The 23,632-nt window shown below is 67.6% G+C and carries 23 protein-coding genes; 10 read left to right on the forward strand and 13 right to left on the reverse strand.

What is annotated here, in order from left to right; translation table 11 throughout:
- From RMO01_RS14480 to RMO01_RS14495, 4 genes are all read left to right on the forward strand, one after another.
- Nucleotides 1-486 (forward strand): succinate dehydrogenase iron-sulfur subunit (locus RMO01_RS14480; RefSeq protein WP_309629766.1); only part of this gene is annotated, 486 nt, incomplete at its 5' end.
- A gap of 1 nt (nucleotide 487) precedes the next feature.
- Complete coding sequence (locus RMO01_RS14485; protein WP_309629767.1) at nucleotides 488-808, forward strand: 2Fe-2S iron-sulfur cluster-binding protein; 321 nt, start codon at nucleotides 488-490, stop codon at nucleotides 806-808.
- 2 nt (nucleotides 809-810) lie between these two features.
- Nucleotides 811-1,611: a kinase gene (locus RMO01_RS14490; RefSeq protein WP_309629768.1), complete on the forward strand. Its 801-nt coding sequence runs from the start codon at nucleotides 811-813 to the stop codon at nucleotides 1,609-1,611.
- A gap of 24 nt (nucleotides 1,612-1,635) precedes the next feature.
- Entirely contained in the window at nucleotides 1,636-1,968 is a 333-nt protein-coding gene (locus RMO01_RS14495; protein ID WP_309629769.1) for a PilZ domain-containing protein, read from the forward strand.
- 2 nt (nucleotides 1,969-1,970) lie between these two features.
- On the opposite strand, the gene RMO01_RS14500 is transcribed toward RMO01_RS14495, so the two are convergent.
- A complete protein-coding gene (locus RMO01_RS14500) occupies nucleotides 1,971-2,825 on the reverse strand; it encodes an HAD family hydrolase (protein WP_309629770.1) in 855 nt (284 codons plus the stop codon).
- A 58-nt stretch (nucleotides 2,826-2,883) separates the two neighbouring features.
- Entirely contained in the window at nucleotides 2,884-5,274 is a 2,391-nt protein-coding gene (locus RMO01_RS14505) for an ATP-binding protein (RefSeq protein WP_309629771.1), read from the reverse strand.
- A 184-nt stretch (nucleotides 5,275-5,458) separates the two neighbouring features.
- Here RMO01_RS14505 and RMO01_RS14510 point away from each other — a divergent pair, with 184 nt between their 5' ends.
- Nucleotides 5,459-5,863: a metallopeptidase family protein gene (locus tag RMO01_RS14510; protein ID WP_309629772.1), complete on the forward strand. Its 405-nt coding sequence runs from the start codon at nucleotides 5,459-5,461 to the stop codon at nucleotides 5,861-5,863.
- Here the strand turns inward: RMO01_RS14510 and RMO01_RS14515 are convergent.
- Nucleotides 5,860-6,693, reverse strand: coding sequence for a Ku protein (locus RMO01_RS14515; protein ID WP_309629773.1), 834 nt, complete (start codon nucleotides 6,691-6,693; stop codon nucleotides 5,860-5,862). The genes RMO01_RS14510 and RMO01_RS14515 overlap by 4 nt on opposite strands.
- A gap of 281 nt (nucleotides 6,694-6,974) precedes the next feature.
- On the opposite strand from RMO01_RS14515, the gene RMO01_RS14520 reads away from it, so the two are divergent.
- Together RMO01_RS14520 and RMO01_RS14525 are read left to right on the forward strand one after the other, a co-directional pair.
- Entirely contained in the window at nucleotides 6,975-7,469 is a 495-nt protein-coding gene (locus tag RMO01_RS14520; RefSeq protein ID WP_309629774.1) for a DUF427 domain-containing protein, read from the forward strand.
- A gap of 40 nt (nucleotides 7,470-7,509) precedes the next feature.
- Nucleotides 7,510-8,802: an AarF/ABC1/UbiB kinase family protein gene (locus RMO01_RS14525; RefSeq protein WP_309629775.1), complete on the forward strand. Its 1,293-nt coding sequence runs from the start codon at nucleotides 7,510-7,512 to the stop codon at nucleotides 8,800-8,802.
- A gap of 136 nt (nucleotides 8,803-8,938) precedes the next feature.
- Here RMO01_RS14525 and RMO01_RS14530 read toward each other — a convergent pair whose 3' ends face one another.
- On the reverse strand, nucleotides 8,939-11,779 hold the full coding sequence (locus RMO01_RS14530) for a pitrilysin family protein (protein WP_309629776.1): 2,841 nt from the start codon (nucleotides 11,777-11,779) through the stop codon (nucleotides 8,939-8,941).
- 204 nt (nucleotides 11,780-11,983) lie between these two features.
- Nucleotides 11,984-12,544 (reverse strand): TetR/AcrR family transcriptional regulator, encoded by a 561-nt coding sequence (locus RMO01_RS14535; protein WP_309629777.1) that lies wholly within the window; start codon nucleotides 12,542-12,544, stop codon nucleotides 11,984-11,986.
- Nucleotides 12,545-12,665: 121 nt separating this feature from the next.
- Here RMO01_RS14535 and RMO01_RS14540 point away from each other — a divergent pair, with 121 nt between their 5' ends.
- The 3 genes from RMO01_RS14540 (at nucleotide 12,666) to RMO01_RS14550 (ending at nucleotide 15,151) form a co-directional block, all read left to right on the forward strand.
- On the forward strand, nucleotides 12,666-13,373 hold the full coding sequence (locus RMO01_RS14540; RefSeq protein ID WP_309629778.1) for a hypothetical protein: 708 nt from the start codon (nucleotides 12,666-12,668) through the stop codon (nucleotides 13,371-13,373).
- Between the two features lie 142 nt (nucleotides 13,374-13,515).
- Nucleotides 13,516-13,983 carry a hypothetical protein gene (locus RMO01_RS14545; protein WP_309629779.1) on the forward strand — a complete coding sequence of 156 codons (468 nt, stop codon included), beginning with the start codon at nucleotides 13,516-13,518 and terminating at the stop codon, nucleotides 13,981-13,983.
- Between the two features lie 148 nt (nucleotides 13,984-14,131).
- Nucleotides 14,132-15,151, forward strand: a complete 1,020-nt coding sequence (locus RMO01_RS14550) for a PAS domain S-box protein (RefSeq protein ID WP_309629780.1) — start codon at nucleotides 14,132-14,134, stop codon at nucleotides 15,149-15,151.
- Nucleotides 15,152-15,305: 154 nt separating this feature from the next.
- Here the strand turns inward: RMO01_RS14550 and RMO01_RS14555 are convergent, their stop codons facing one another.
- From RMO01_RS14555 to RMO01_RS14590, 8 genes are all read right to left on the reverse strand, one after another.
- Nucleotides 15,306-16,472, reverse strand: a complete 1,167-nt coding sequence (locus RMO01_RS14555; protein WP_309629781.1) for a DUF1501 domain-containing protein — start codon at nucleotides 16,470-16,472, stop codon at nucleotides 15,306-15,308.
- Nucleotides 16,469-17,923 carry a DUF1800 family protein gene (locus RMO01_RS14560; RefSeq protein ID WP_309629782.1) on the reverse strand — a complete coding sequence of 485 codons (1,455 nt, stop codon included), beginning with the start codon at nucleotides 17,921-17,923 and terminating at the stop codon, nucleotides 16,469-16,471. Before RMO01_RS14560 ends, RMO01_RS14555 begins: the two co-directional genes overlap by 4 nt.
- 55 nt (nucleotides 17,924-17,978) lie before the next feature.
- Nucleotides 17,979-19,445 carry a terminase large subunit domain-containing protein gene (locus tag RMO01_RS14565; protein ID WP_309629783.1) on the reverse strand — a complete coding sequence of 489 codons (1,467 nt, stop codon included), beginning with the start codon at nucleotides 19,443-19,445 and terminating at the stop codon, nucleotides 17,979-17,981.
- Nucleotides 19,446-19,510: 65 nt separating this feature from the next.
- Nucleotides 19,511-20,014, reverse strand: coding sequence for a hypothetical protein (locus RMO01_RS14570; RefSeq protein WP_309629784.1), 504 nt, complete (start codon nucleotides 20,012-20,014; stop codon nucleotides 19,511-19,513).
- Between the two features lie 392 nt (nucleotides 20,015-20,406).
- Nucleotides 20,407-20,748, reverse strand: coding sequence for a hypothetical protein (locus RMO01_RS14575; RefSeq protein WP_309629785.1), 342 nt, complete (start codon nucleotides 20,746-20,748; stop codon nucleotides 20,407-20,409).
- Nucleotides 20,749-21,374: 626 nt separating this feature from the next.
- A complete protein-coding gene (locus tag RMO01_RS14580; protein WP_309629786.1) occupies nucleotides 21,375-21,692 on the reverse strand; it encodes a HigA family addiction module antitoxin in 318 nt (105 codons plus the stop codon).
- Nucleotides 21,693-21,815: 123 nt separating this feature from the next.
- Nucleotides 21,816-22,724, reverse strand: coding sequence for a DUF3800 domain-containing protein (locus RMO01_RS14585; RefSeq protein ID WP_309629787.1), 909 nt, complete (start codon nucleotides 22,722-22,724; stop codon nucleotides 21,816-21,818).
- A gap of 195 nt (nucleotides 22,725-22,919) precedes the next feature.
- The coding region (locus RMO01_RS14590; protein WP_309629788.1) for a TCP-1/cpn60 chaperonin family protein at nucleotides 22,920-23,632 on the reverse strand (713 nt) is incomplete at its 5' end.

A 23,632-nucleotide genomic window follows, 5' to 3' on the forward strand; every position in this document is an offset into this window, starting at 1 on the left:
GAGTGCCAGTCCTCGACGATCTCCATCGCCCCTCTGCCGCACCAGCCGGTGGTGAAGGACCTCGTCACCGACCTGACGCTGTTCTATGCCCAGTACGACTCCATCAAGCCGTATCTCCAGTCCGACGATGTGGACCCCGAGAAGGAGCGCATCCAGCTGCCCGAGGACCGCGCCAAGCTGGACGGCCTGTACGAATGCATCCTGTGCGCCTGCTGCTCGACGTCCTGCCCCAGCTACTGGTGGAACCAGACCGAATATCTGGGCCCGGCGGCCCTGCTGCAATCCTACCGCTGGATCGCTGACAGCCGCGACGACGCCACGGACAAGCGGCTCGACGACCTCGAGGACCCGTTCAAACTCTACCGCTGCCACACCATCATGAACTGCGCCCAGGTCTGCCCGAAGGGCCTGAACCCGGCCGAGGCGATCGCCAAGACGAAGAAGCTGATGGTCGCCCCGTCGCGCAAGAAGACCGAGGCCGCCTGACTTGGCGAAGATCACCTACATCGAACACGACGGCCGCGAGCATGTCGTGGAGGTCAAGACCGGCCTCTCCGTGATGGAGGGGGCGATCCGCAACAATGTCCCCGGCATCGACGCCGACTGCGGCGGCGCCTGCGCCTGCGCCACCTGCCACGTCTATGTCGACGAGGCCTGGCGCGACGCGACCGGCAAGCCCAGCGCCATGGAGGAGTCGATGCTCGACTTCGCCGAGGAGGTGGAGCCCAACTCGCGCCTGTCCTGCCAGATCCGCGTCTCGGACGCGCTGGACGGCCTGATCGTCCGCCTGCCCGCCAACCAGCACTGATCATGGTCGATCCGCGGCTGATCAAGGCCGTGGACGATCTGATCCGCCGCCACGCGCGGCCGGGCCATGTCCCCCTGATCGCCATCGCGGGCGCGCAAGGGTCCGGCAAGAGCACCCTCGCGGCAGAGGCGGCGCAAGCCCTGTCCTGCGCAACCCTGTCCCTCGACGACGTCTATCTGACGAAGGCCGAGCGCGCCGACCTCGCCGTCCGCGCCCATCCCCTGCTCGCCGTGCGCGGACCGCCCGGGACCCACGACCTCGACCTGCTGGACCGCGTGCTGACCCGCCTTCGTTCCGCCGCGCCCGGCGACCGCACGCCGCTGCCCGCCTTCGACAAGCGCGCTGACGACCGGCGTCCCGAAACCGACTGGCCGGTCTTCGAAGGCCGCCCCCGCGCCGTCCTGTTCGAAGGCTGGTGTCTCGGCGCGACGCCGCAGGGGCCGGCCGAACTGGCTGCATCCATCAATGATCTGGAGCGCGACGACGACTCCGACGCCGCCTGGCGCGGCGCGATCAACCGTTCACTGGCCAGCGGATACGCCCGCCTGTTCGCGACCTTCGACGCCCTGTTGTTCCTCAAGGCGCCCGGCTTCGACCGCGTCCTCGACTGGCGCGCCGAACAGGAGGCCGGCCTCACCGGCGCCCCCGTTCCCGCCGCCCGCCGCGCCGAGCTGTCCCGCTTCATCCAGGTCTTCGAACGCCTCACCCGCCACATGCTGGCCGGAGGCGTCGCCGCAGACATCGTCGTCGAACTGGACGAAGACCGCGGCATCCGGCACATCCGCGACCACGGCGGCGCCTGACGCGCTCGTCGTGCGTTGAGTACCGTGGCCTTGACCCAACCCATCGACCGCCGCCTCCAGCCCCGCTCGCCGGCCAACGCGCGCGCCGTCCTCGTCGCGCCCGGGCTCGAGCTGGCCTGCGTCATTGTCGACACCTCGGCCGGGGGTCTGAAGATCCGCACCGACCGCCAGCTGGCCCTGCCGTCGAAGGTCACCGTGGTGGACATCGCCGCCGGTCTCGCCATCGAGGCCGACGTCGCCTGGCGAAAGGGCGCCGAGGCCGGCCTCACGCTGAAGGGCCAGGCGCCCCTGCGCGGCCTCGTCCCCTCCCGCCTTCTCCCGGCCCGCGAGGCGTGGGTCCGGGCCGGCGGGCGGTAAAGTCAGTCCACCCTCGGCATCGTCCCCGCGTTGATCGCGATCCGCCCGATCAGACCCTTCACGATCAGGTCCAGCGGCTGGCCCTCGCGATAGTCGGCGGCGGCGACGAAGTTCACCCGATCCTCGGAAATCAGCGAATAGATCTTCTTCTGGTCCTTCTCGGAGTTCCGGGGATCATAGACGGCGATCGAGAACCCGCCCTTGGTGTGCATCATCTTCATGGTCGGCACATCGGTGTCGCCGTCGCCGAGGAAGATCATCCGTTCGAACGGGATGGCCCGATCCTCGTCGGCGGTGAAGCGGTTGATCCGCTCGTGATCCCAGTGGTTCAGCACCCCCTTGTTGATGCGGAACAGATACTGGGTCTTGGTCGTGTAGTTGACCCCCACCGCCGGCCAGATCGCCACCCCGTGGTCGTCATAGGCGAACTTGGACGCAAAGACGTGGTGGAAGGCGTCGCGGATCGGACAGCCGTCGATCATCTCCTCCAGGCCCGCGGAGATGATGTAGTGCTCGATCTCCAGACCGTATCTGGCGCCGATGGCGTCGATCCGCTCGAACCAGCCCTTGCCGGTCAGGTCCGACTTCAGCCCGTCGAACAGCTTCACGTCCTGGCCGTGCTCGGCCAGCAGCTTCTTCGTGATCGGCTGGTCGCTGTGCCGCGCCCGCTGCAGCATCAGCTGCATGTACATCAGGATATTGTCGCCATCGGCCGACTTGGTCAGCCGGTCGGCTTCGCCCCAGAAGTCGCCGATCCCCATCCCCACCGAGGGAATGAAGGTCACCTCCTGCATATTCCCCCGCGCGAGGGTCCCGTCGAAATCGTAGATCAGGGCGGTCTTCAGGAGCTTGCTCATGGCTCGTCTTTATTCTTCCGCTCATCTCCGCGAAAGCGGGGATGAGCGGACTGTTCGGTCAGCCCAGCGCCAGCTCCGGCGCCGCCGCTCCGCTGTCGGCCTCCAGCGGCAGGTGCAGGATGAAGGCCGCCCCCTTGCCGGGTTCGCTTTCCACCTCGGCCCAGCCGCCGTGCAGTTCGACCAGGGCCTTGACCAGGGCCAGACCGACGCCCGGCCCGCCCCGCTCGCGTTTCACGAACCGGTCGAAGACGTGCGCCTGCAGGTGATAGGGGATGCCCCGTCCCGTATCCTCGACCCGGATGCGCAGCTCGCTCGAATTGGCCTCGGCCCGCAGCGACACCGATCCGCCCTCCGACACCGACCGCCCGGCATTGTCGAGCAGGTGATCCACCGCCTGGGCGAGCCGCCGCGCATCGCCCCGGATGGGCGGCAGGTTGGCGGCCGCCACGGCCTTTAGGGTCGCGCCCCGACCCTCGATCCGGGGCCGGTGCTTCTCGACCGCTTCGGCGAACAGGTCGCGCACCCGCACGTCGCCGAGCGACAGTTCCATCTCGCCCGCGTCGATCTGGGCCATGTCCAGCACGTCGTCGATCGAGCCCGTCAGCTGGGCCGCCGCCACCCGGATCGCCCCGGCATGCTGGCGGCTGCGTTCCGGCAGGTCGGCCATCGTCTCCAGCAGTTCGGAATAGCCGACGATGGTCGTCAGCGGCGTCCTCAGCTCGTAGCTGACCGAGCCCACGAACTCCCGCTTCAGCGCCTGACTTTCCTTCAGGGCCGCCTCGCGCTGGGCCAGGGCCTGCTCCAGCTCGCGCCGCGCGGTCACGTCCGAAAACGCAACCAGGGTCGCGCCGTCGGGCAGGGGCCGGGTCTGCCAGGCCGCCGTCCGCCCGTCGGTCGTGCGCCCCTCGCCCGAGACGGCGATGCGGCTCTCGGGATCGGGATCGGCCACCCGCGCCTTCAGCCCCAGCCACAGGGCCGCGTCGGGCAGGGCGGTCTTGCACAGCTCGGCGATGGAATCGAAATCTCCCGCCTCCTCCAGCCGCTCGGCCGACAGGCTCCAGAACTGTTCGAACGCCTCGTTGTGCAGCCTGAGGCGCCCGTCCGAGCCGAACACGGCGACGGCGTCGTTCAGCTTGTCCAGCGTCGCCGTCTGCACCTGCAGCTGGGCGTTGAACCGGCTGCGCAGGCTCAGCTCGCCTGTGATGTCCGAGAACAGCAGCAGGATCCCGCCCAGCGGATGCGGCTGGCGCACCAGCCTCAGCGTCCGCCCGTCGGGCAGGGACCAGCTGTCGTCGGCCGCCGCCTCCGTCGCCTCGTAGAAGTCCAGCTCGGACTGTTTCCAGCCGGCGTAGTCGATGACCTCGGGCAGCATCCGGCGCTGACGCAACCGGTCCAGCAGCTCGGCATGGGTCGGCCGCTCGTCCAGCCAGGCCGGATCGAGGTTGAACAGGGTCTGGAAGGCGGTGTTGTGGAAGGCCAGCCGTCGCGACGGGCCGAAGATCGCCACTGCATCCGCGAGATGGTTCAGGGTTTCGTCATGGGCCTCGACGTGACGCCTCAGGGTGTCGCGCGTCTCCTCGGCCTCGGTCATGTCGATGGCGAAGACCAGCACCGGGCCGCCCGGGCCCGCCGCCCCGCCCGAAAACAGGGGTTCGGCCATGATCTTCCAGGCCCGACGACGCCCGTCTCCAGCCGTCCAGCGGAAGCCCTCCTGATGCGTGCCCACCCGCGCGGCCTCGGCCGCCAGCTGGTCGGCGCCCCGGTCGAAACTGGCCTGGGTTTCCCGCGCCGCCTCGACCGAGGCGCACTTCACCTCGGCCAGCCAGGCCTTGTTGGCCCAGACCAGACGCCCGTCGTGATCCACGACCCAGGTCGGCGACGGCGAGGCGTCGGCGATCAGCCCGGCCCCGAAGCCGTGCTCGCCGGCGCCCTCGCCCTGCCCGACACCCTGCCCCACGCCCTGCCCCACGCCCTGGATGTCGGCCTGCGACACGGTCCGCGCCACAGGCGAAAGCCTCAGCCAGGCCGTGCCGTTGACCGCGCTGCCCTCGATCTTCCAGTCGTCGCCGTCGTGGGCCTCGAACGGCGTCCCCTCGGCCAGCAGGGCGTCGATCGCCTCGGGCAGGCCCGCGTGCAAGGCCTCGGCCAGGGCCGCGCCCGGCGAGCCCTGCACGTCCTTCGCGAACGCGAGCCGCACCGCCTCGATGGTTTCGTCCCGCCCCAGCAACAGCGGCGGTTCGCCCGGCGTCAGGCCGATGCGCACGTCGTCGAAGGCCGACACGGCTCCGGCGTGCTGGGCCCGGCTCTGGACCCCCGCCGCGCGGTCCCGCTCAATCATGGATTCGCGCAGGCTCACGGCGCGGCGCAACCGCCACGCCCAGACGCTGATCGACAGGGCCAGCCCCGCCGCTCCCGCCGCCGCCGCAAAGGCGATATCGGCCTCCGCCATACCCGTTCACCCGCTGGATCGAATCGCGACCATAGCCGATGTCGCGCCGGGCGCGAACGGGATGGTTAACAGGCGGCGGTGACTGCGGCAGTGAGTCTCCGGGATCACGGTGGCGTCACTTCGGCCAACCGCCTACCTACCAGCCACCAGCCACCAGCCACCAGTCACGAGCCACCAATCACCCATGACCGCCTGGACCGACCAGACCGCCCCCTCCCTCGACGACTTCGCCCGGCTGGCGCGTCAGGCCTTCGACGCCCTGCCCGAGCCGTTCAAATCGGCCGCTGGCGACGTGGTCATCCGCATCGACGACTTCGCCGATGAGGAAACCCTGGCCTCGGTCGATCTGGAGGATCCGTTCGACCTGACAGGCCTCTATCACGGCTTCCATGTCGGAGAGCGCGACGGCTTCGGCCCCGCCGCCGAGCCGTCCCGCGTCTTCCTCTACCGCCGCCCGATCCTCGACGAGTGGTGCGAGCGCGGCGACGTCGGCCTCGCCGAGATCATCGCCCACGTCCTCATCCACGAAATCGGCCACCACATGGGCCTCGATGACGACGACATCGACCACATCGAAGCGGAGGACTAGGCCGCCTTGGTCTTCGCCGGCGCCTTCTTCTTCGCCGCCGGCTTCTTCTCCGACCCCACAGACCCCTTCAGACTGTTCCGCAGCGCCGCCATCAGGTCGATGACATTGGTGTCGTCCGGCTCGGCCACCTCGACCACGCCCTGGCCCTTCTGCTTGGCCGCGATCATGGCCTTCAGGGCCTCGTCATAGCGGTCCCTGAACTGCGAGGGATCGAAGTCGGCGTCCTTCTGGCCGATGATCCGGGCGGCGATATCCACCATGTCGGCGTCCGCCTTCTTCGTCGGGATGTCGTCGAAATAGTCGTCGGCGTCGCGCACCTCGTCGTGCGCCCTCAGCGTCCAGGCCACCAGCCCCTTGCCCCGGACCTCCAGGGCGATGCGCCGCTCGCGGTTCCTGAGCACCAGCGACCCGATGGCGATCTTGTTCTGCTTCTCCATCGCCTCGCGAATGACGGCGAAGGCCTCGGCCCCCACCCCCTTGTCGGGCACGACATAGAGGGGGTCGGCCCAGTAGAGCCGGTCGATGTCGTCGGCGTCGACGAACTGGCCGATGTCGATGGTCCGCGTCGATTCCAGCTTCACCTTGTCGAAATCGGCGGTGTCGAACAGGACGTATTCGTCCTTCGACACCTCATAGCCCTTGACCAGGTCCGACCGCTCGACCGGCCCCGTATCGGGATCGGTCGCCACCATGCGGATGCGGTTGTTGGTTTTGGGATTGATCAGGTGGAACGAGACGTCGTTCGTCTTCGTCGTCGCCGTGTAAAGCGCGACCGGACAGGTGACGAGCGACAGCTTCAGATGGCCTTGCCAGGTGGGGCGTGCGGGCATGGTGTGTGACTCCGGATGACGGAGTCGAATGCTTGTCCGTGCGGTTGGTTCAGCGGCTCAGCCCGGCGCGTGGTCGAGGCGTCCCGGACACTCCCTTCTCCCCGTCAACCCCGGGCGTGCATCGCGCGCGCTGATCCGGCGGCTCTGGCGTCAACAGGGGATGGGCGAAGGTTGTGCGTCGATGTCGCACCGGGATGACTTTGCGGGCCGTCTTCCCATATCCGCACCATGCGGAAGCGGTTGATCTATTGCGGGGGGCGGTGACAGGTCCCGGCCCTGGCGTGAGTTCCCGCCCCGATCCCGTCACGCCCGGTCAGGAAAGCGTCTGGGCCTTTCCACGCCCGGCCATAGCCGAGCCGACCGGCGCCCATGTCCTGATCGTCCACGCGGGCGTCATCGTGGCCGAGACCCGCTCTGCGGTGCGGACATTGGAGACCAGCCACCCGCCCAGCTACTATATCCCGCCCTCGGACATCGCCCCGGGCGTGCTGCGTCGCGCCGGCGGCGGTTCATTCTGCGAGTGGAAGGGCGAGGCGACCTATTGGGACGTCGTGATCGGCGCCCAGGTCCTGGCGGGCGTCGGCTGGAGCTATCCGGAGCCGACGCCTCCGTTTGAATCCTTGCGGGATCATGTCGCCTTCTATGCCGGCCCCTTCGATCGTTGCAGTGTCGACGGCGAGACGGTCAAGCCCCAGTCCGGTGGGTTCTACGGCGGCTGGATCACCTCGCGTCTGGCCGGACCGTTCAAGGGCGGCCCCGGGACCCTGACGTGGTGAGATCGTGAGCCGGGACACGGGCTCATCCCCCGGACGGTCGGTGCCGCGCGGGCGCCTTTCGCGGCTGAGCCAGTTCGGCCGGCTGGCGGGATCGGTCGCCGGTGGCATGGTCGCGGAGGGCGCGCGACGGCTCGCGGAGGGCGAGCGCCCGCATCTGAGAGACCTGCTCCTGACGCCGTCGAACGTCGGAAAGATCGCCGACCGCCTGTCCCATCTGAGGGGCGCGGCGATGAAGCTGGGCCAGATCATTTCGATGGACGCCGGGGACCTGCTGCCTGCGGAGCTGACCGCCATCATGGCGCGTTTGCGCGACAGCGCCCACCACATGCCGCCGGCCCAGCTGCAGAAGGTTCTGGTGCGCGAGTGGGGCCCGGACTGGCGAACCCGGTTCCAGCGGTTCGACCTGCATCCGATCGCTGCGGCTTCCATCGGCCAGGTTCACCGGGCGGTCACCCGCGACGGCCGCGAGCTGGCGATCAAGGTTCAGTACCCGGGCGTCAGCGAGAGCATCGTGTCCGATGTCGACAACGTCGCCACCCTGCTGAAGATGTCCGGCGCCCTGCCCAGGGGCCTCGACATCGCCCCGCTCCTTGCCGAGGCCAAGCGCCAGCTTGCCGAAGAGGCCGACTACGAACGCGAGGGCGAGCAGATGATGCTGTTCGAGCGCCTGCTGGCCGATACCCCCGAGGTCGTCGTGCCCACCCTCGATCAACAGCTGACGACGTCCCGGGTTCTGGCGATGACCTTCCTGTCGGGCCTTCCGATCGAGACGCTCGAAACCGCCCCCCGGGCGGCGCGCGACGCGGCCGTTCGCACGCTCATGATCCTGGTGCTGCGCGAGCTGTTCCAGTTCGGCGTCATGCAGACCGATCCGAACTTCGCCAACTACCGCGTCCAGCCCGACAGCGGCCGGCTGGTGCTGCTCGATTTCGGCGCCGCTCGCCCGGTGCAGCCGGGCACAGCCATGGGGTACCGCCAGCTCTTGCGCGCGGGCCTGTCCGGCGACCGGATGGCCGCGCGGGCCGCAGCCCTCTCGGCGGGGTTCATCGGCCCGGCCGCAGTCGCGCGACATGGCGGGCGCGTCGACGCCATGATCGATGTGATCCTCGGCGAGCTTCAGCGCCCCGGCCCGTTCGACTTCGGCGATCGCCGCTTCCTGGCGGCGTTGCGCGAACCGGGGCTGGAGATCGCGGCGGACAGTGCTGCATGGCATCTGCCGCCTTCGGACGTCCTGTTCGTCCAGCGAAAGATCAGCGGCACCGCCCTGCTGGCGGCCAGGCTGAAAGCCCGGATCGATCTCAGGGCTCTGGTCCAGCCCTGGCTCCAGATGTGAGCGCTCGGGGTGTCCGCCCGGGTCGGTCCGGGACCGCCCGACGCGCGACCGACGGCCCTTCCCCGGCTGTTGGTGTCACAGAAAAAGGGGGCGGCGATCGCTCGCCGCCCCCCTCATGTCCGACCGAAGCCGGTCGTTACTGCGCTGGACGCACTTCCACCGGCAGGCCGAGGGCCTCCAGCTGCGGGCGCACCACCGAGGCGTCGCCGACCACAACCCAGACGAACTGGTCGGGCTTGATGACCTGACGGGCCGCTTCGTCCATCTGGGCGGCCGTCAGGGCGCGGGTGCGGCTGGCCAGAGTGGCCTGATAGTCGTCGGGACGGCCGTACAGGGCGTTGGACCGCAGGGCGCCCAGGATCTGGCCCGAGGTCTCGAACCCGCCCGCCAGCGACCGGGTGTTGCCGTTGATCGTCCGCTCCAGCTCGTTCGGCTGGACGCCGTCGGTTTCCAGGAAGCGGTCGTACTGGGCGATCAGGGCCGCGACAGAGTCGCCCGTGCGGTTGGCCTGAACCGGGGCGTTGACGATATAGGGCACGCGGTGCTCCAGGGCGTTGACCCCGCCGCGCACGCCATAGGACCAGCCCTTGGTCTCACGCAGATCCGAGTTGATCCGCGACAGGAAGTCCCCGCCGAGCGTCACGTTCGCCGCGTTCAGGGCCAGCAGGTCGTCGGTGCCTGAAACAGGCAGGACGGCGCCGCCATAGATCAGCGACTGCGGCGACTGCGGACGGTCGATCAGGACGATCCGGTTGGTGGGCGCGGGCACGGCGGCGTCGGCGAAGTCCTTGGTCCCCTTGGCCGTCGAGGGCGCGCGCCAGTCGCCGAAGGCGGCTTCCAGCCGGGAGGTCACCTGCGACAGAGGCAGGTCGGACACGACGAAGATCGTCGCATTGTCCGGCCGCACCCAGGCCTCATGCGTCGCGACCAGGTCGGCACGCGTCAGCGCCGTGATCGTCGCCTCGTCGCCCGAACCGGTGAAGGACCGGCCGTAGGGGCTGTTCGCGCCATAGATCAGCGGCGGCAGGGCGCGGGCGGCGATGGCGTTCGGATTGGTCTTCTCGCTGGCCAGGCCCGACAGGCGCGAGGCGCGGATGCGTTCGATCTCCGACGGGGCGAAGGCGGGGTTGCGGACCACATCGGCCAGCAGGGTCAGCGACGGCGTCAGGTTGGCCGTCACCACCGACAGGTCGGCCGAGGTCCGGTCCATCGAGGCGCCGACGTTGATCGAGGCGCCCAGACGCTCTTCTTCTTCCGCGAGCTGGTTGGAGTTGCGGGTCGTGGTGCCCTCTTCCAGCAGGTTCAGCATCATGGCCTGGGCGCCGAGGCGATCGGCGCTGTCCGCGGCGAAGCCGGCGTCGAAATCGATGCCGACACGGGTGACCGGCACGGTGTCGACCTGGGCGTAGACCACCTTGATGCCGTTCGACAGGGTGGCGCGCTCGACGGCGGGGAACTCCAGATCCGGCACCTGGCCGATTTCCGGCATCGGCATCCGCGCGACGCGCTGGATCTCGGCGGCCGGGACCGGGGCGGCGCCCGACGGGGCGGCGGCGGCCTCCACATAGGCTTCGCGCTCGCCCGGAGCGACGGTCAGGTCATAGACCGGACGGGTCAGCCAGCGCTGCATGGCGTCGCGGACCTGGGCCGGGGTGACCGAGGCGTATTCGGCCAGTTCCTTCTTGTAGTGGTCCGGATCGCCCGCATACAGCTGGCCCTCGGCCAGGACGTTGGCCTTGCCGTTGACCTGTTCCAGGCTCTGGATGCGCTGGGACACGTACTGGGTGGCGACGCGGGCCACCTCTTCCTCCGTCGGGCCGCGGGCGATGAAGTCGGCGACGATCGCGTCCAGACGGCGACCCACCTCGGCGGCGTCCACGCCCGGCTTCACGTTCACCGTGATGTCGAAGAAGCCCAGGCGGTGGAAGTCCTGCATCGAGGACGACACCTGCACCGCCGTCTGCTCATCGCGCACCAGGATGTTGTCCAGACGCGAGGAGGCCAGACCGCCCAGCACCGAGGCCGCAACCGACAGCGGCACGGCGTCGTCGCTCAGCAGGCCCGGAACGGCCCAGCTGCGTGACAGGCGGGTGGTGGCCACCCGGTCATGCATCACCTGCACCACCGGGGCGGCCAGGGTCGGCACGTCGGCCTCGGCCGGGGTGTTCACAGGACCGCGCGCGATGGCGCCGAAATAGCGTTCCATCAGCGGGCGGGCGGTCGTCTCGTCGATGTCGCCCGACAGGACGACGACGGCGTTGTTCGGGCCGTAGTTCTCGCGGAACCAGTTGCGCACCGTCTCAAGGCTGGCGGCGTCCAGGTCGGCCATCGAGCCGATGGTCGAGTGGCGGTACGGGTGGCCTTCGGGGAAGAGCGCCTCAAGCCGCGCATACTGGACCAGGCCATAGGGCTGGTTGTCGCCCTGTCGCTTCTCGTTCTGGACCACGCCGCGCTGCAGATCGAGCACGTCCTGCCCGACCTCGCCGAGCAGATAGCCCATGCGGTCGCTCTCCAGGAACAGGGCCTGTTCCAGCGCCGGCGTCGGGACCGTCTGGAAATAGTTGGTGCGGTCGAACCAGGTCGTGCCGTTCAGGTTCGACGGCCCGAGGTTGCGCATCCGGCCGAGGTAGGACCCGGGCGCATTCTCCGACCCGCCGAACATCAGGTGTTCGAACAGGTGGGCGAAGCCGGTCGACCCGGCCGGCTCGTCCTTGGAGCCGACATTGTACCAGACCGACACCGCCACCACCGGCGCCTTGCGATCCTCGTGCACGATGACCGTCAGCCCGTTGTCGAGCGTGAACCGCGTCCACGGAATATTGACCTCGGAGACCAGCTGCGACACCGGCGCGGCCTGCAGTTCGGCGGCCTGGGGGCTGGTGACGGAGGTCTGGGCCATCACCGGGGCAGCGGCCAGAACGGAGACGGGCGCGATCACGGCCAGAAGGGCGGCGAGGGAGACGGAGCGAAGACGCATGTAAGAAACAGTCCTTTTCCTGAAGCGCGAACATTAACGAGGGCACGCCGGTCTGCAATCGCCCGCGCCCGAACATGGACAAAGTGTCACAAAGGCTCCAGCTGCGAGGCGCAGGGATCGTCGACCTTCGATCGACGGGCGGACCGCGGGTCCGCGACGGGAGGGCAACGGACCTTGGGCTGTGACGAACTTGACCAACCCAGATCAGGATCTTCGCATATGGTCTTTGTCCTGGGCGCGGCCTGAAGGATCAACTCGCGGAACGACCTCCGCCGCGATTACCCGGGCGAGGTCGGCGCTGGTGCATCGATGTCGCCCGAGCAGCCATTCCTCTAGCAGAGCCAGGTGACCACCAGCGATTTTGGCGGCGATCATGCGGAGCGGAACGCAAGAACCTTTCTGGTCAGCCCGGATCCGATCCTCGATCAACCGTGTCAGGGCGCGCATGACCACCGTGCGAGCCCGGCCCCCGAGAAGCGCGCGAACGATAACGCGATGATCCCAAAAATGATCGAGGAGCGGCTGGAGGTCGCCATGCCCGGCCTTGGAGGTCGTCACGTCTGCCAGCGGAAGCAGAACCCGCAACAGACGCTTTTCCAGGAGGTCGTCCCGTCCGTCGAAATGTTCGTAGAACGTTGAGCGACCAACCCGCGCGCCCTCCGCAATATGGGCCGGCGTCGACTTCTCGTAACCTTCGACGAGGAAAATCTCGTTGAACGATTGTTCGAGGGCGGCACGAGTTCTGTCGACGCGCTTGTCTGTCATCGGCTCTCAGGTCCAGGCCGCTATCCGCCGACCAGGGGCTTCCGACAGATGGGGGCAAGTGTCCAGTATCTCGAGCACCCGCCAGGCTAGGCAAGGCTCCGTTCAATCAGAGGGACCCTGCATGTCAGAAATCAATCGCCCGGCGCCGACAAATCTTCGCCTTGCGGCCGCACTCATCGGCGGGACCGCCCTTCTGGAGGTCGTGCTCGTGACGCATCACCCGGTCGTCTCCCGCGTCGAACATGACTCCGGCCTCGCCTTCGATGCGCTTGCTGCGATCGTGCAGGCCAACCTCGCCTTCCATGCCGTCCTTATGCTTGTCGCCGTCGGTCAGCTCGCAGGACTTTTTCTGTTTGCGCGCCGCCTGGGTCTTGACCGGCCACTTGTACTCACCGGTTCGCTTCTGTGCAGCCTGGCGACCATGCTTATCGTGACAGCGATGACCTTCGATGGCTTTGTGGTCTACGAGCTGGTCTCTCGATGCAGCATGTCGGCGGGCGGGTGCTCGGCGGATGTGACGGGCGCCTTGCAACTTGTTTCCGCAATCATCCAGGGGTTCACAAAGCTGGGATTTGGGGCTCAATGCATCGGATTCGCAGCGTTGGGCCTGGCTTCATGGTCGCTTGGCGGGAAGGCCCGGATAGGCTCGGTTTTGTCGGTGATGGCCGCAACAGCGCCTCTCGCGATTCTGACCTCCGGGAGCTATGTCGGACCTGAGCAACTGACCCAAATTCTCGGGCTCCTTGGTGGTTGGGGCCTCTGCATGGCAATTATCCTTGTGGCGGCGACCCTCCCGTCCGCCGGCCGGAGTTTTGGGGACAACGCGTGATTGGCGGCGGAGCGCTGATCGTCCGTTCCGAACGATTCTCGGCGGCGCCAGCGGCCACTGCAGGTTAGCGGAGGTTTTCCTCAATCGCTCCTGTCACGTCTGTTTTCCTTTTTGTTTTCAGCTTTTGCCAGAGGTACCCGTCATGACGTTTCCCGAGCGTTGCCTTGTGTTCGGCGGGAGCGGCGTATTGATGGGGGCCGGCTTGCATGTCGTCGCTCTGATCGGCGGCCCCCGTTGGATCGAGTTCGTCGGCGCGCCGCCCTCAGTCGTGCAATCGGCTAGCCAGGGCACCTGGCTGGCGCCTGCCGGGGCTCTCGGGATAGCCGCCCTCCTGACGGTGTGGGCGCTATACGCCTTCTCCGGAGCGGGCCGGATCCGTCCGCTGCCAATGCTGAAGACGGTGCTGGGTGGCGTCGCTCTGATCTTCCTGACGCGCGGAATGATCAGCCTGCCTTTTCTCAGCCGCGCTGATTGGACTTCTCCCATTGAAATCTTCGCGGTTGCCGCATCGGTTTTCGTGTTCGTCCTTGGCGCAGCCTACGCCGTTGGGTTCTGGTCTGTCTGGCGCTCACAAAGCCCTGCAACCTCGCTTCCCGGCGGTTCGTGCTAGCCAATGTCCCGATCCGTACTGATCCAGAAAATGCTAACCCCGCCCGGTCCCTTGGAGTGCTCACCTGTCAGCGGCCTGAATGCGTCGCTCGACTCCGACGACGCGGGCCAATAATGGTGTGCAAGGCGGTACAGCCGTGGAGGCCGAGATGGCCGATGACGCCCCTCTGGCAGGACCAGAGCCTCGCTTTGCTTTGAGCCTCGACATTCTGACACTGATTGCGGACGCGGTGATCTGCACCGATGATGAAGGACGCGTTCTGGTCTTTAACGCCGCTGCGGAACGGTCGTTTGGCTACAGCGCAGCCGAGGTGATGGGCCATCACGTCAACATGCTCCTCCCGGATTCAGACCGCTTGGCGCACCGCGAGCAGATGCAGACATTTGCCCTGAGGGCAGGCCCGTCGAACCGGTTGATGGGTCATCGCCGTGAAGTCCGGGGCCGGCGCAAGAACGGAGAGGTTTTCCCGGCTGAGGCGATGGTCTCCCGCCAGACAATTGCGGGGAAGACGATTTTGACCGTGGTTCACCGGGACATCAGTGAGCGAAAAGAGCTCGAAGAGCTGAGGGAGGCCGTTGGACGTGAACTCGACCACCGGCTGAAGAACGTTTTGTCGGTCGTCAATTCCCTTGTTGCGATCAGCGCCGGAGATGCGGTCAGCGTAGCCGACTTCCAGAAGTCGCTCACAGGACGGTTAAACGCCCTGGCCGCCACCCAGAATTCCCTGCGGTCAGGCGATCAGTATTGCACCAGTTTGGGCGATTTGCTTCGAGGGGAGCTGGAGCAGTATCAAACCCTGAACGGCGCTCATGTCGTGCTTGAAGGCCCGACTGTTCCGTTGGGGCCGAAGGCGGCCCAGCTCCTGGCGCTGGTCGTCCATGAGCTGGCGACAAACGCCGCGAAGTACGGCGCGTTGAGCGACGCCTGCGGACGACTCACCGTGATATCGGCTTTCGAGGCCGATGGAGATGAGCAGCGGCTGGTTATCGAATGGCGGGAGGCGGGAGGGCCGCCTGTAAAGCCGCCACAGCGTCAGGGCTTTGGCTCGCGGCTTATCAAGAAGGTCGTCGCCAAGGCTCTTCGAGCCGCCGTCGCGATGGATTATCGACCGGAAGGACTGACCTGCCGGATTTCAGTGCCCAGGCGCATGCTGGAGGCCGATCCGTAGGGACATCGCGGCAGGGTCCCGAAGCGGACATCGAGCGACCTCATCGGGTTCAGGTCCGACGCCGCCCTGACCGTGCGACGCAACCGCCGGCCACGCGCCTGGTCGTCTCATTCACGACCGGGGAGGCCTCGTTCGGGACCGCCTCATCGGCGGCTCAGACCAGTCCCTCGACCGGCGGCGCTTCCGCCGCGCTGCCGGGGAAGACCCGCCCGTCCAGATCGGCGCGGTCCACGCCCATGTGGTCGCGCAGCACGCCCTTGAAGACCGAGCGGACATCCAGCGTGGGGGCCAGGTCACGCCCCTCGAACAGCCGGTTTTCGGCCAGGGTCGGCCAGTCGCCGATCAGGCCTCCGGGCTTCAGCGCCCCGCCCGCCAGCAACAGGGCCGAACCGGTCCCGTGGTCCGTGCCCTGGGTGCCGTTGGCGCGGGCGGTGCGACCGAACTCGGTGGCCACCACCACCACCGTCCGGTCCCAGTCGGCGCCGAGCCCGGTCTTGAGCCCGGCGACGACCTGGTCCAGCCCGGTCAGCCGGGTGACCAGCTGGCCCGGCTGGCGGGCATGGGTGTCCCAGCCGTCCACCGACAGGGCGACCAGATCGGCGCCCTCCGGCCCCGTCATCAGCCGCGCCACCGCGGCGCCCAGGGCCGAGACGTCGTTGCGCCGGACCCGGTCCATCCCGTCGCCCATCGCCATGGCCTGAGCCTCGGTCTCCAGCCCGCGCGCCAGATTGTCGGCCAGCAGCCGGTCGTTGACATAGAGGTCCTGCAGCAGGGACGCGATCCGGTCGCTGTCCTCGGGTCGTCCGCCCGGCGCCCAGCTCGAGGTCGCCGCCGCGCCTCTCAGGATCAGCGGCGTCTGCGCCCCGATCGACAGGCCCTTGAGGCCGCCGGTGGCCGCCAGCGCCCGGTTGAGCCAGCCGTCGGTCTGTTGTCTCAGGCCCTCGCCCCCGTTCTCCAGCACATCCTGGGCGTCGAAATGGGACCGCACCCGCACCGGAATGGCCACCGCCGGCGCATATCTGAGCTGCCCCGCGCCATGCAGGCCGTACAGCCCGGCCAGCGACGGATGCAGGCCGAATCCATCGTTGAGCGCCAGACTGTCCGCGACCGCGATCTGGCCCCTCAGCGGCACATAGTTCGGGTCGCCCTGCGGCACGATCACCGACAGGCCGTCCATGGCCCCCCGGGCGATGATGACGACGAATTTCGCTCGCCCGGGGGAGGGTCCGTGCGCCCCCGCCCGCCCGGCGAAGGCCAGGCTGACGCCCGAGGCCGCGGCCCCCAGCAGGAGGCGGCGGGTAAGATCGATCGAGACGGTCATCGGCGCTGAAACTCCGGCGACATGAGGAACAGGGTGATGGCTTCCGGTCGGCTCTCGGCCCGGGCGATGGCTGTCCTGGACCGTTCGCCGAGACGCGGCCCCAGGGCTCCGGCCGCGACGACGTTCGGGTCCGACCCCTGCGCCAGCGCCCCGACCCGGCGCGCCCAGTCCAGCCGCTTGACCAGGGCGTCCGGCCCGGCCCAGTCGCCCGCCGTGTCCGGCCAGCCCTCGGGCGAGGGCGCGCCCCACATCGGCTGGCCCATGCCGGTCAGGGCCTGTCTGAGGGGCTCGACCCGCTGCGGCGCCCCGCCGAAGGCCCGGTGCGCCGAGACGATGAACTCATAGGGGGTCTTCACCTTGGCCGGCTGCGGGCTCCAGGCCTCGGGGGCCGCGATCAGGACCCTGGCCACGGCCGCCAGATCGCCGCCCGATCCCGTCCATGCCGCCTCCAGCCGCGCGACCAGCGCCGGGTCCGGATCGTCGGCGACGAAATGCGCCGCCAGTTTCCGCGACAGCCTGCGCGCCGTCTCCGGCCGGTTCGCCAGATCCTTCAGGATCGCCTCGCCCTGCGCCCGCCCGGCGTCGGGATAGCGCCGACCCAGCACCGTCCGCTCGCCCGGCTCGTGCACGACGGGCCGGAAGACGAAGCCGCCCCCGCCCGCTCCGGGCCCGTCGCGCGGCTGCGGGATCGACCAGCCGGTCAGGGCGCGGGCGAACTCGGTCACATCGGCCTGGCTATAGCCCCCGTCCGAACCCACCGTGTGCAGCTCCAGTATCTCGCGCGCCAGGTTCTCGTTCAGCCCGGCGTTGCGCCTCTGGCCCGCGCGACTGTTCGGCCCCACCGACTGGGCCTGATCCAGATACAGCAGCATGGCCGGATGCTGTTCCGCCGCCAGGGCAAGCGTCTCGAACCGCCCGAACACATGCGGCCGGATCGCCTCCCGCTCATAGGACTCCAGGAAGATGGCCGACTGGAACTTGGTCGCCGAGGCCGTGAAAAGATTGGCCCAGAACAGGGCCCAGCGCTCGGCGAACCCGTCCGGCGTCGTCGCCGCGTGCATCGCCCGGCTCACGAAGGCCTGCCCCGTCTCCCGCGCCAGCGCCTGCCGGCTCTCGCGCCGCGCATCGAAGGCCGCCTGGGCCTCGCCCGACATGGGCGTGTCCGACATGGGCGTGTCCGGCATGGGCCCGTCCGGCATGGGCCCGTCCTGCATCGGCGCCCCGGCCTGCCGCCGGTCCTGACCCGTCTGCCGGTAGCCCAGGAAATCCTCGACCCGCGCGCTCGAGGAGGCGAACGCCCCCTCCGGCTGGGGCGCGCCGCCCGGGCGCACCTGGGCCTCCAGCCAGTCTCGCGGACCTGTCGCCACCGCATCGATCTCGCCCGGCCGCGCCCCCATCCCGAACCGGGTCAGGGCGATGGCGGCGTTCAGGTCCTGCGCGTCCTGCGGCATCCGACGTCTCCGTGTGCTCGACAGGTGTAACGCAGCCCCCCGCCCGTTTCCGTCGCTACAGCGCCCACGCCCTCGGCATCACCCCCCCGCCCCCGTCGATCAGCAGGTCCGTCACCGCCCACACCAGGGCATCCGCCCGGTCAGGGCTCGCCCCTCCAGCCTCCCCCAGCCCCAGCAGCTCCTCCTCCAGCATCGTCAGCTCGCCGACATGCCCGACCCGTCCCTGTTCATACAGGGCCGCCACCGGCTCGGCCCGCGCCCGTTTCCCGACCCGCGCCTGCACCCGCTTCACGACCTGCGTCACCCCCGCCCCCTTCAGCACCGCCTCGACCATGTCCCCGCCCTGGTTGCCCTCGGCCACCACCCTGACCGGACAGCCCAGCGCCGCCTCCCAGTCCTTCGCCGTCCGCGCCACCCTTGCCGCCCACCCCGCCGGCGACAGCCCCCGCACCGAGCGGTCGTCCAGCACCCAGGCCGTCCCCGCCGCCCGCGCGACCACCACGATGCCGCAGGCGTCTCCGCCCTCTCCCGACAGGGTCCCGACCGGCGGATCCACCGCCACCACCGCTCTTTCGTATCCCTCCCTCGCTCCACCGAGCATCCACGACCGCCCCAACGCCCTCGCCCGCGCCATCTCGACATGGGTGAACAGCGCCCCCTCGGCCTCCAGCACCACCCCGTCCAGCTCCTGCGCCGCCCGCCGCGTCCCGCCGTACAGATCCTGCATCGCCTCCAGAAATCCCTCCGCCAGATTCCCCGCATTCGCCCCCGTCGGCGCATGGGTTCTGACGCAGCCCTCCTCCGCCAGCACCCGCCGCAACACCGCCAAAGGCTTCGGCGTCGTCGTCAGCAAAAGGCGCGGCGTCCATTCTTGTGGGCTATCGCTCGCGACGCGGTCGCGCGCTGCTTGAGCCCGGCAATCCTCCCCCTCTCTGGGGGAGGTGGCGCGGCCCTCTTCCGGGCCGTGACGGAGGGGGCGACGCGCACTCAGCCCCAGCCGCACCCCCAGCCGCAACATCGCCAGCACCTCCTCCGCCCTCTCCCACGCACAGAACTCATCCCCCCATGCCGCATGAAACTGCGGCCCCCTCAGCCGTTCCGGCTCGGCCGCCGACAGCATCACCCCGACCGCCCCGCCCGGAAACACCAGCCGCCTCAGCGAGCTCTCCATCCGCGGCGGCGTCCGGTACGGCAGGCTCATCAGCCCTGACGGCCCCTCGACCATGACCGCGCGCACATCGTGCAGCGTCGCCCCCACCAGGGCGATCCTCCCCCCGGCCCCAAGTTTCGCCGCGACATCCGAGACCCACTCCGCCCCCGCCCGCGTCTTCCCCGCCCCCCGTCCGCCCAGAAACACCCATGTGCGCCATCCGCCGGCGGGCGGCCGCTGACCCCCATGTGCGGCGCCGTCCCAAGCCAGCTTCGCCTGATCGTCAGGATGAAGCGCCTCGACTTCCGCCTTCGTCAGAAGCGAGACCTCCGCTAAATCCTCCCCCCTTATGGGGGTATCGCCGGATCGCATGCGATCCGAGCGATGGGCGCGGCGCCCCTTCGCGCCGTGACGGAGGGGGCCTTTCCCCGGCGCGCTCACCCCTCAATCCCCAGCCGCTCCAGAATCGCCGCCAACGCCGCCTCCTGCTGCGGCGTCCGCCCCCCGGGCGCCGTCGCCTCGAAATCCCCCAGCGCCCGATCCAGCCTCAGCATCAGCGCCGCCAGCCGCCCATAGGCATAGGCCCGCGCCGCGTGCCCATCCCTCAGCATCCCGACCGTGGTCCGCACCGCCGCCCGCGTCGCGTCCGACAGGTCCGCGTCCGCCTTCAGCGCCCGCACGGGCGCATCCGCCTTCACGCCCGAGATTTTCCGAGCCTTCGCCTCCGCCGCCTTCGGCGTCATCGCGCGACGGGTCGTCTTGCGGTGCTTTCTCAGCCAGCCGCCCTCCTGCGCCCGGCGATAGATCTGCCGCTCGCAGCCGCCGAACCTCGCCGCCAGACTTTTGGCGGTCGCCCCGGCCCGATACAGGGCCTCGATCTCTCGCCAGTCATCCTCGCTGTGGCGGCAATACGGGAGTCGGTTCAGGGGCGCTTCGGTCATGCCCCGCATTGTATGGGGACGGCGACAGGGGGCGCGCCGAATGGCTCTAAATAGAGCCGAAGCTTGATTCGATTGAGGTTTCAGGCCGATCCGTTGATGGGTATCGGCTCAATCTAGACTGCCTTCTCTGCCGGGGAATTCGTCAGACTTGGTCTGAAACTTGCTCCGGAGTCATCGGAACCGTCTGCACTAGGCAGAGGTTTCCCACGGGAGGCCGCCATGCACTCTAAAAAGCTCGCAAACGACAATTGCCCGGCCGCGATGGAAGTCGAGGTGGTCGAAGTTCCGGGATTGCCCGGTCATTGGCTTGTCGAAGCCATCGACCACGCTTCAGAAGGCGAAATCTATCGCGCGACTTTCGACGGGTCGATGGCTCGACAGAGAGCGCTAGACTATGCGCGCTTGACGTATGGCTTTCCGGCTCCGTCGACCCAGACTTCCACGTCGATCTGATCCACGCAGGTCTGAGCTCTGTTGTGCCCGTCGTCGGAGTGCCAGGCCCCTTCGATGATTTGAACGTCGGAGACGTTCCCCACCATCAGGCAACGCCACTCCCCACCATTGGGCAGACCGCTCGAAGAGCCGCCGCCGTATTGGTAAGTCAGCACTTGAGGCAGACCGTTCTTCGTGCCCAGGGCATGGGCACAGACGAGACGATCATGGCCCTTGTAGTGCAGGGACATGGGCTTTCCCGCGAGCATGGCGTCGCGGATACGCTGGTAGGACGTTTGCATTTTCAGTTTGTCTTTCGTTCGGTTTGAGAAACCGAAGACTTGACAAGCGAATCACAGGCGCCTTTGGTCCTGTTGCACTGAATCGTCGTCAAGTCCTCGGGCCGACGCCGAACACGAAGAAGGCCGTTGGATAATCCCAACGGCCTTTGACGTATCCGGAATCAACCAACAGACTGTCCGGCGCCGGACGGTTCGCGTCAACTGCCGCGCCAAGTAATGCTGCGAATTCATAGTGAAGTTGATGCGACAAACTCGTGACATCAAAGCATAAACATATCTTTATGTGATTGTATTGAGTTCGCCGCCTCAGTCTAGCGGGCCGTGTCTACGCCAGCGGTGGCCAAGATTTTACACCGCATCGTCTCGCCTATTTCTCCGTCGGACTGGCCAAGTGTACACAACGTCCAATATGCGGCGCAGACAGTCGGAAATGTCTCCACAAGCCAAGCCGTCGAAGTCGACCTCGCAGCGCTCCAAATACGCGGCGCGGTGCGGACGACCCTGGCCGGGTCGATCGGCCCATGGCGACCAAGTCGCCGTACTCTTCCGTCCGGGCGTTGAAGCCGTAGGTCGCCGAGAGTTCTCGAGCCCATTGCCGACCACGATCAAGCCTCCGACGCGGCGACCTACACCACCTTCAACGTCTGGATCGCCGCCAGCTCATCCCGCGCGGCGATGGCCGCCTTCGACAGGTCGTGCTGGGTCTGGAGGTTCATCCAGAACTCCGCCGTGGTCCCGAACACCCGCGCCAACCTGAGCGCCGTGTCTGATGTGAGGGCCTGTTCCTCGCGCACCAGACGTTCGATCCGCGTCCGGTCCTTCAGCCCCATGGCCTTGGCCAGGGCGGCGGGCGTCAGGCCGTAGTCGGGCAGGAAGTCCTCGCGCAGATGCTCGCCCGGGTGCGACAGGGGCTCGGCGAAGGCGGTGTAGTCGTGCGCGATCATTGAGGCCTCATCGAAACCGTGCCTTCATCGCAGCGGAACAGATGCGGAACATAATCATAAAAAAATCGCCGTGTTCTGGTGCCGTTCCATTGCGCGATGGCAATTCACGAGTTATCTAGCGAGTCAAGTGGATTGGGGGATCCCGGTCGGCGCTATGGCCTCGGTGGGTTCACCGGGGCCTTTCGCTTTCTGGGCGTCCGGGTAAATCAGGTAGCCGACGCCCCGATAGTTCTTACCGACGTTTTCCCGGCCACCCTCGCAGAAAAACTTCTCTCTGAGCAGGTTGAAGGCGCGATTGGGCTGGTTGGGCCTGACCACGCTGAGGCCGATCGGCCGAGCCACCAGGTCGGCCAGCTGAAGGCCGGAAGAGTTCGATTTCTTATCTGCAAAAACGATCGCGAAGGGCAGCGGTACGCCATACTTGTTGGCGCCGCCGCAAACTCTTCGAAACTCAAGCTCAAGCTCCGCGTCTTCCTTCTTTCCACGGCACTCGACAACGACGTGCGTCAGCGTGCCGAGCTGGTCTTTCTCGGACAGAAAATCGCGAAGCTGTTCCAGACAAAAGCGAAGCGCGACATGATAGGGATTGTCGGCGACCTCACCGGTATCCTTCATTCGCCTTTTGTCGATCACGGCGCTGATCAGGATGAATTTGCTCGCCTCGATGATTTTCGACAACGCGCCGAGGAACCGGTTCTTTTCCTTCGCGCCAGAAAAGCGAAACTGGCCGGTCTCTTTCCGAATGTCTCTCTCGTGCAAGATGACGATGTCGTGGCCAAAATTTCGGAACTTGAATTCCTCTACGGCAGGAACCACCGCTCGACCGTAGTAACTCTTGTTAAAAATGCAGAGCGAAAGCACGAAAACCGGATAGGCATCGTCAATCGAAACCATGCTGTGGTCGCCGCTCTCGTCGACATAGACAATATAGTTGCTGAATGTGGGCTCAGGTGCACACGACTCTTCAGACCGATCGACAGGATCATCGAACAGGTGAAGCTGGTCGGAACTGGGCTGGCTCGCGGTGTCCATATCCGAACATTCAACCTGCTACCTGAGAGTGCAATAGCGTTGGCTCGCGCGCGGATGGATCAAGCCACCTCGTAGCAAAAAAGGCGGGCCCGTTTCCGGACCCGCCCTTCTGTTCGTTCAGCCTGTGACTGAGCTTTGGACCCCGGCCTTCGCCGGGGCGTCCCGGCTCGGAGGCCGGGATGACAACCGGACTTCTTAGAAGTCCATGTCGCCCATGCCGCCCATGCCGCCGCCCATGCCGCCGCCGGCGCCGCCGCCCGAGCCCTTTTTGGGAGCATCGGCCACTGCGGCCTCGGTGGTGATCAGGATCGAGGCGACCGAGGCCGCGTCCTGCAGGGCCGTGCGGACGACCTTGGCCGGGTCGATCACGCCCATGGCGACCAGGTCGCCGTACTCTTCCGTCTGGGCGTTGAAGCCGTAGGTGAGCGAGGCGTTTTCCAGCACCTTGCCGACCACGATCGAGCCTTCGACGCCGGCGTTTTCCACGATCTGGCGGATCGGGGCCTGGATGGCGCGACGGATGATGGCGATGCCGGCGGTCTGGTCGGCGTTGTCGCCTTTCAGGCCTTCCAGCGCCTTGGTCGCCTTCAGCAGGGCGATGCCGCCGCCGGGGACGATGCCTTCTTCAACGGCTGCACGCGTGGCGTTCAGCGCGTCGTCGACGCGGTCCTTCTTCTCTTTCACTTCGACTTCGGTCGAGCCGCCGACGCGGATGACCGCGACGCCGCCGGCCAGTTTGGCCAGACGTTCCTGCAGCTTCTCCTTGTCGTAGTCCGAGGTGGTGTCCTCGATCTGCTTCTTGATCTGGCCGATGCGGGCCTCGATCGCGTCCTTCTCACCGACGCCGTCGACGATGGTGGTGTCGTCCTTGGTGATGGTGACCTTCTTGGCCTTGCCGAGCATGTCGA

Source organism: Brevundimonas sp., from assembly GCF_031412435.1.
GTDB lineage: Bacteria > Pseudomonadota > Alphaproteobacteria > Caulobacterales > Caulobacteraceae > Brevundimonas.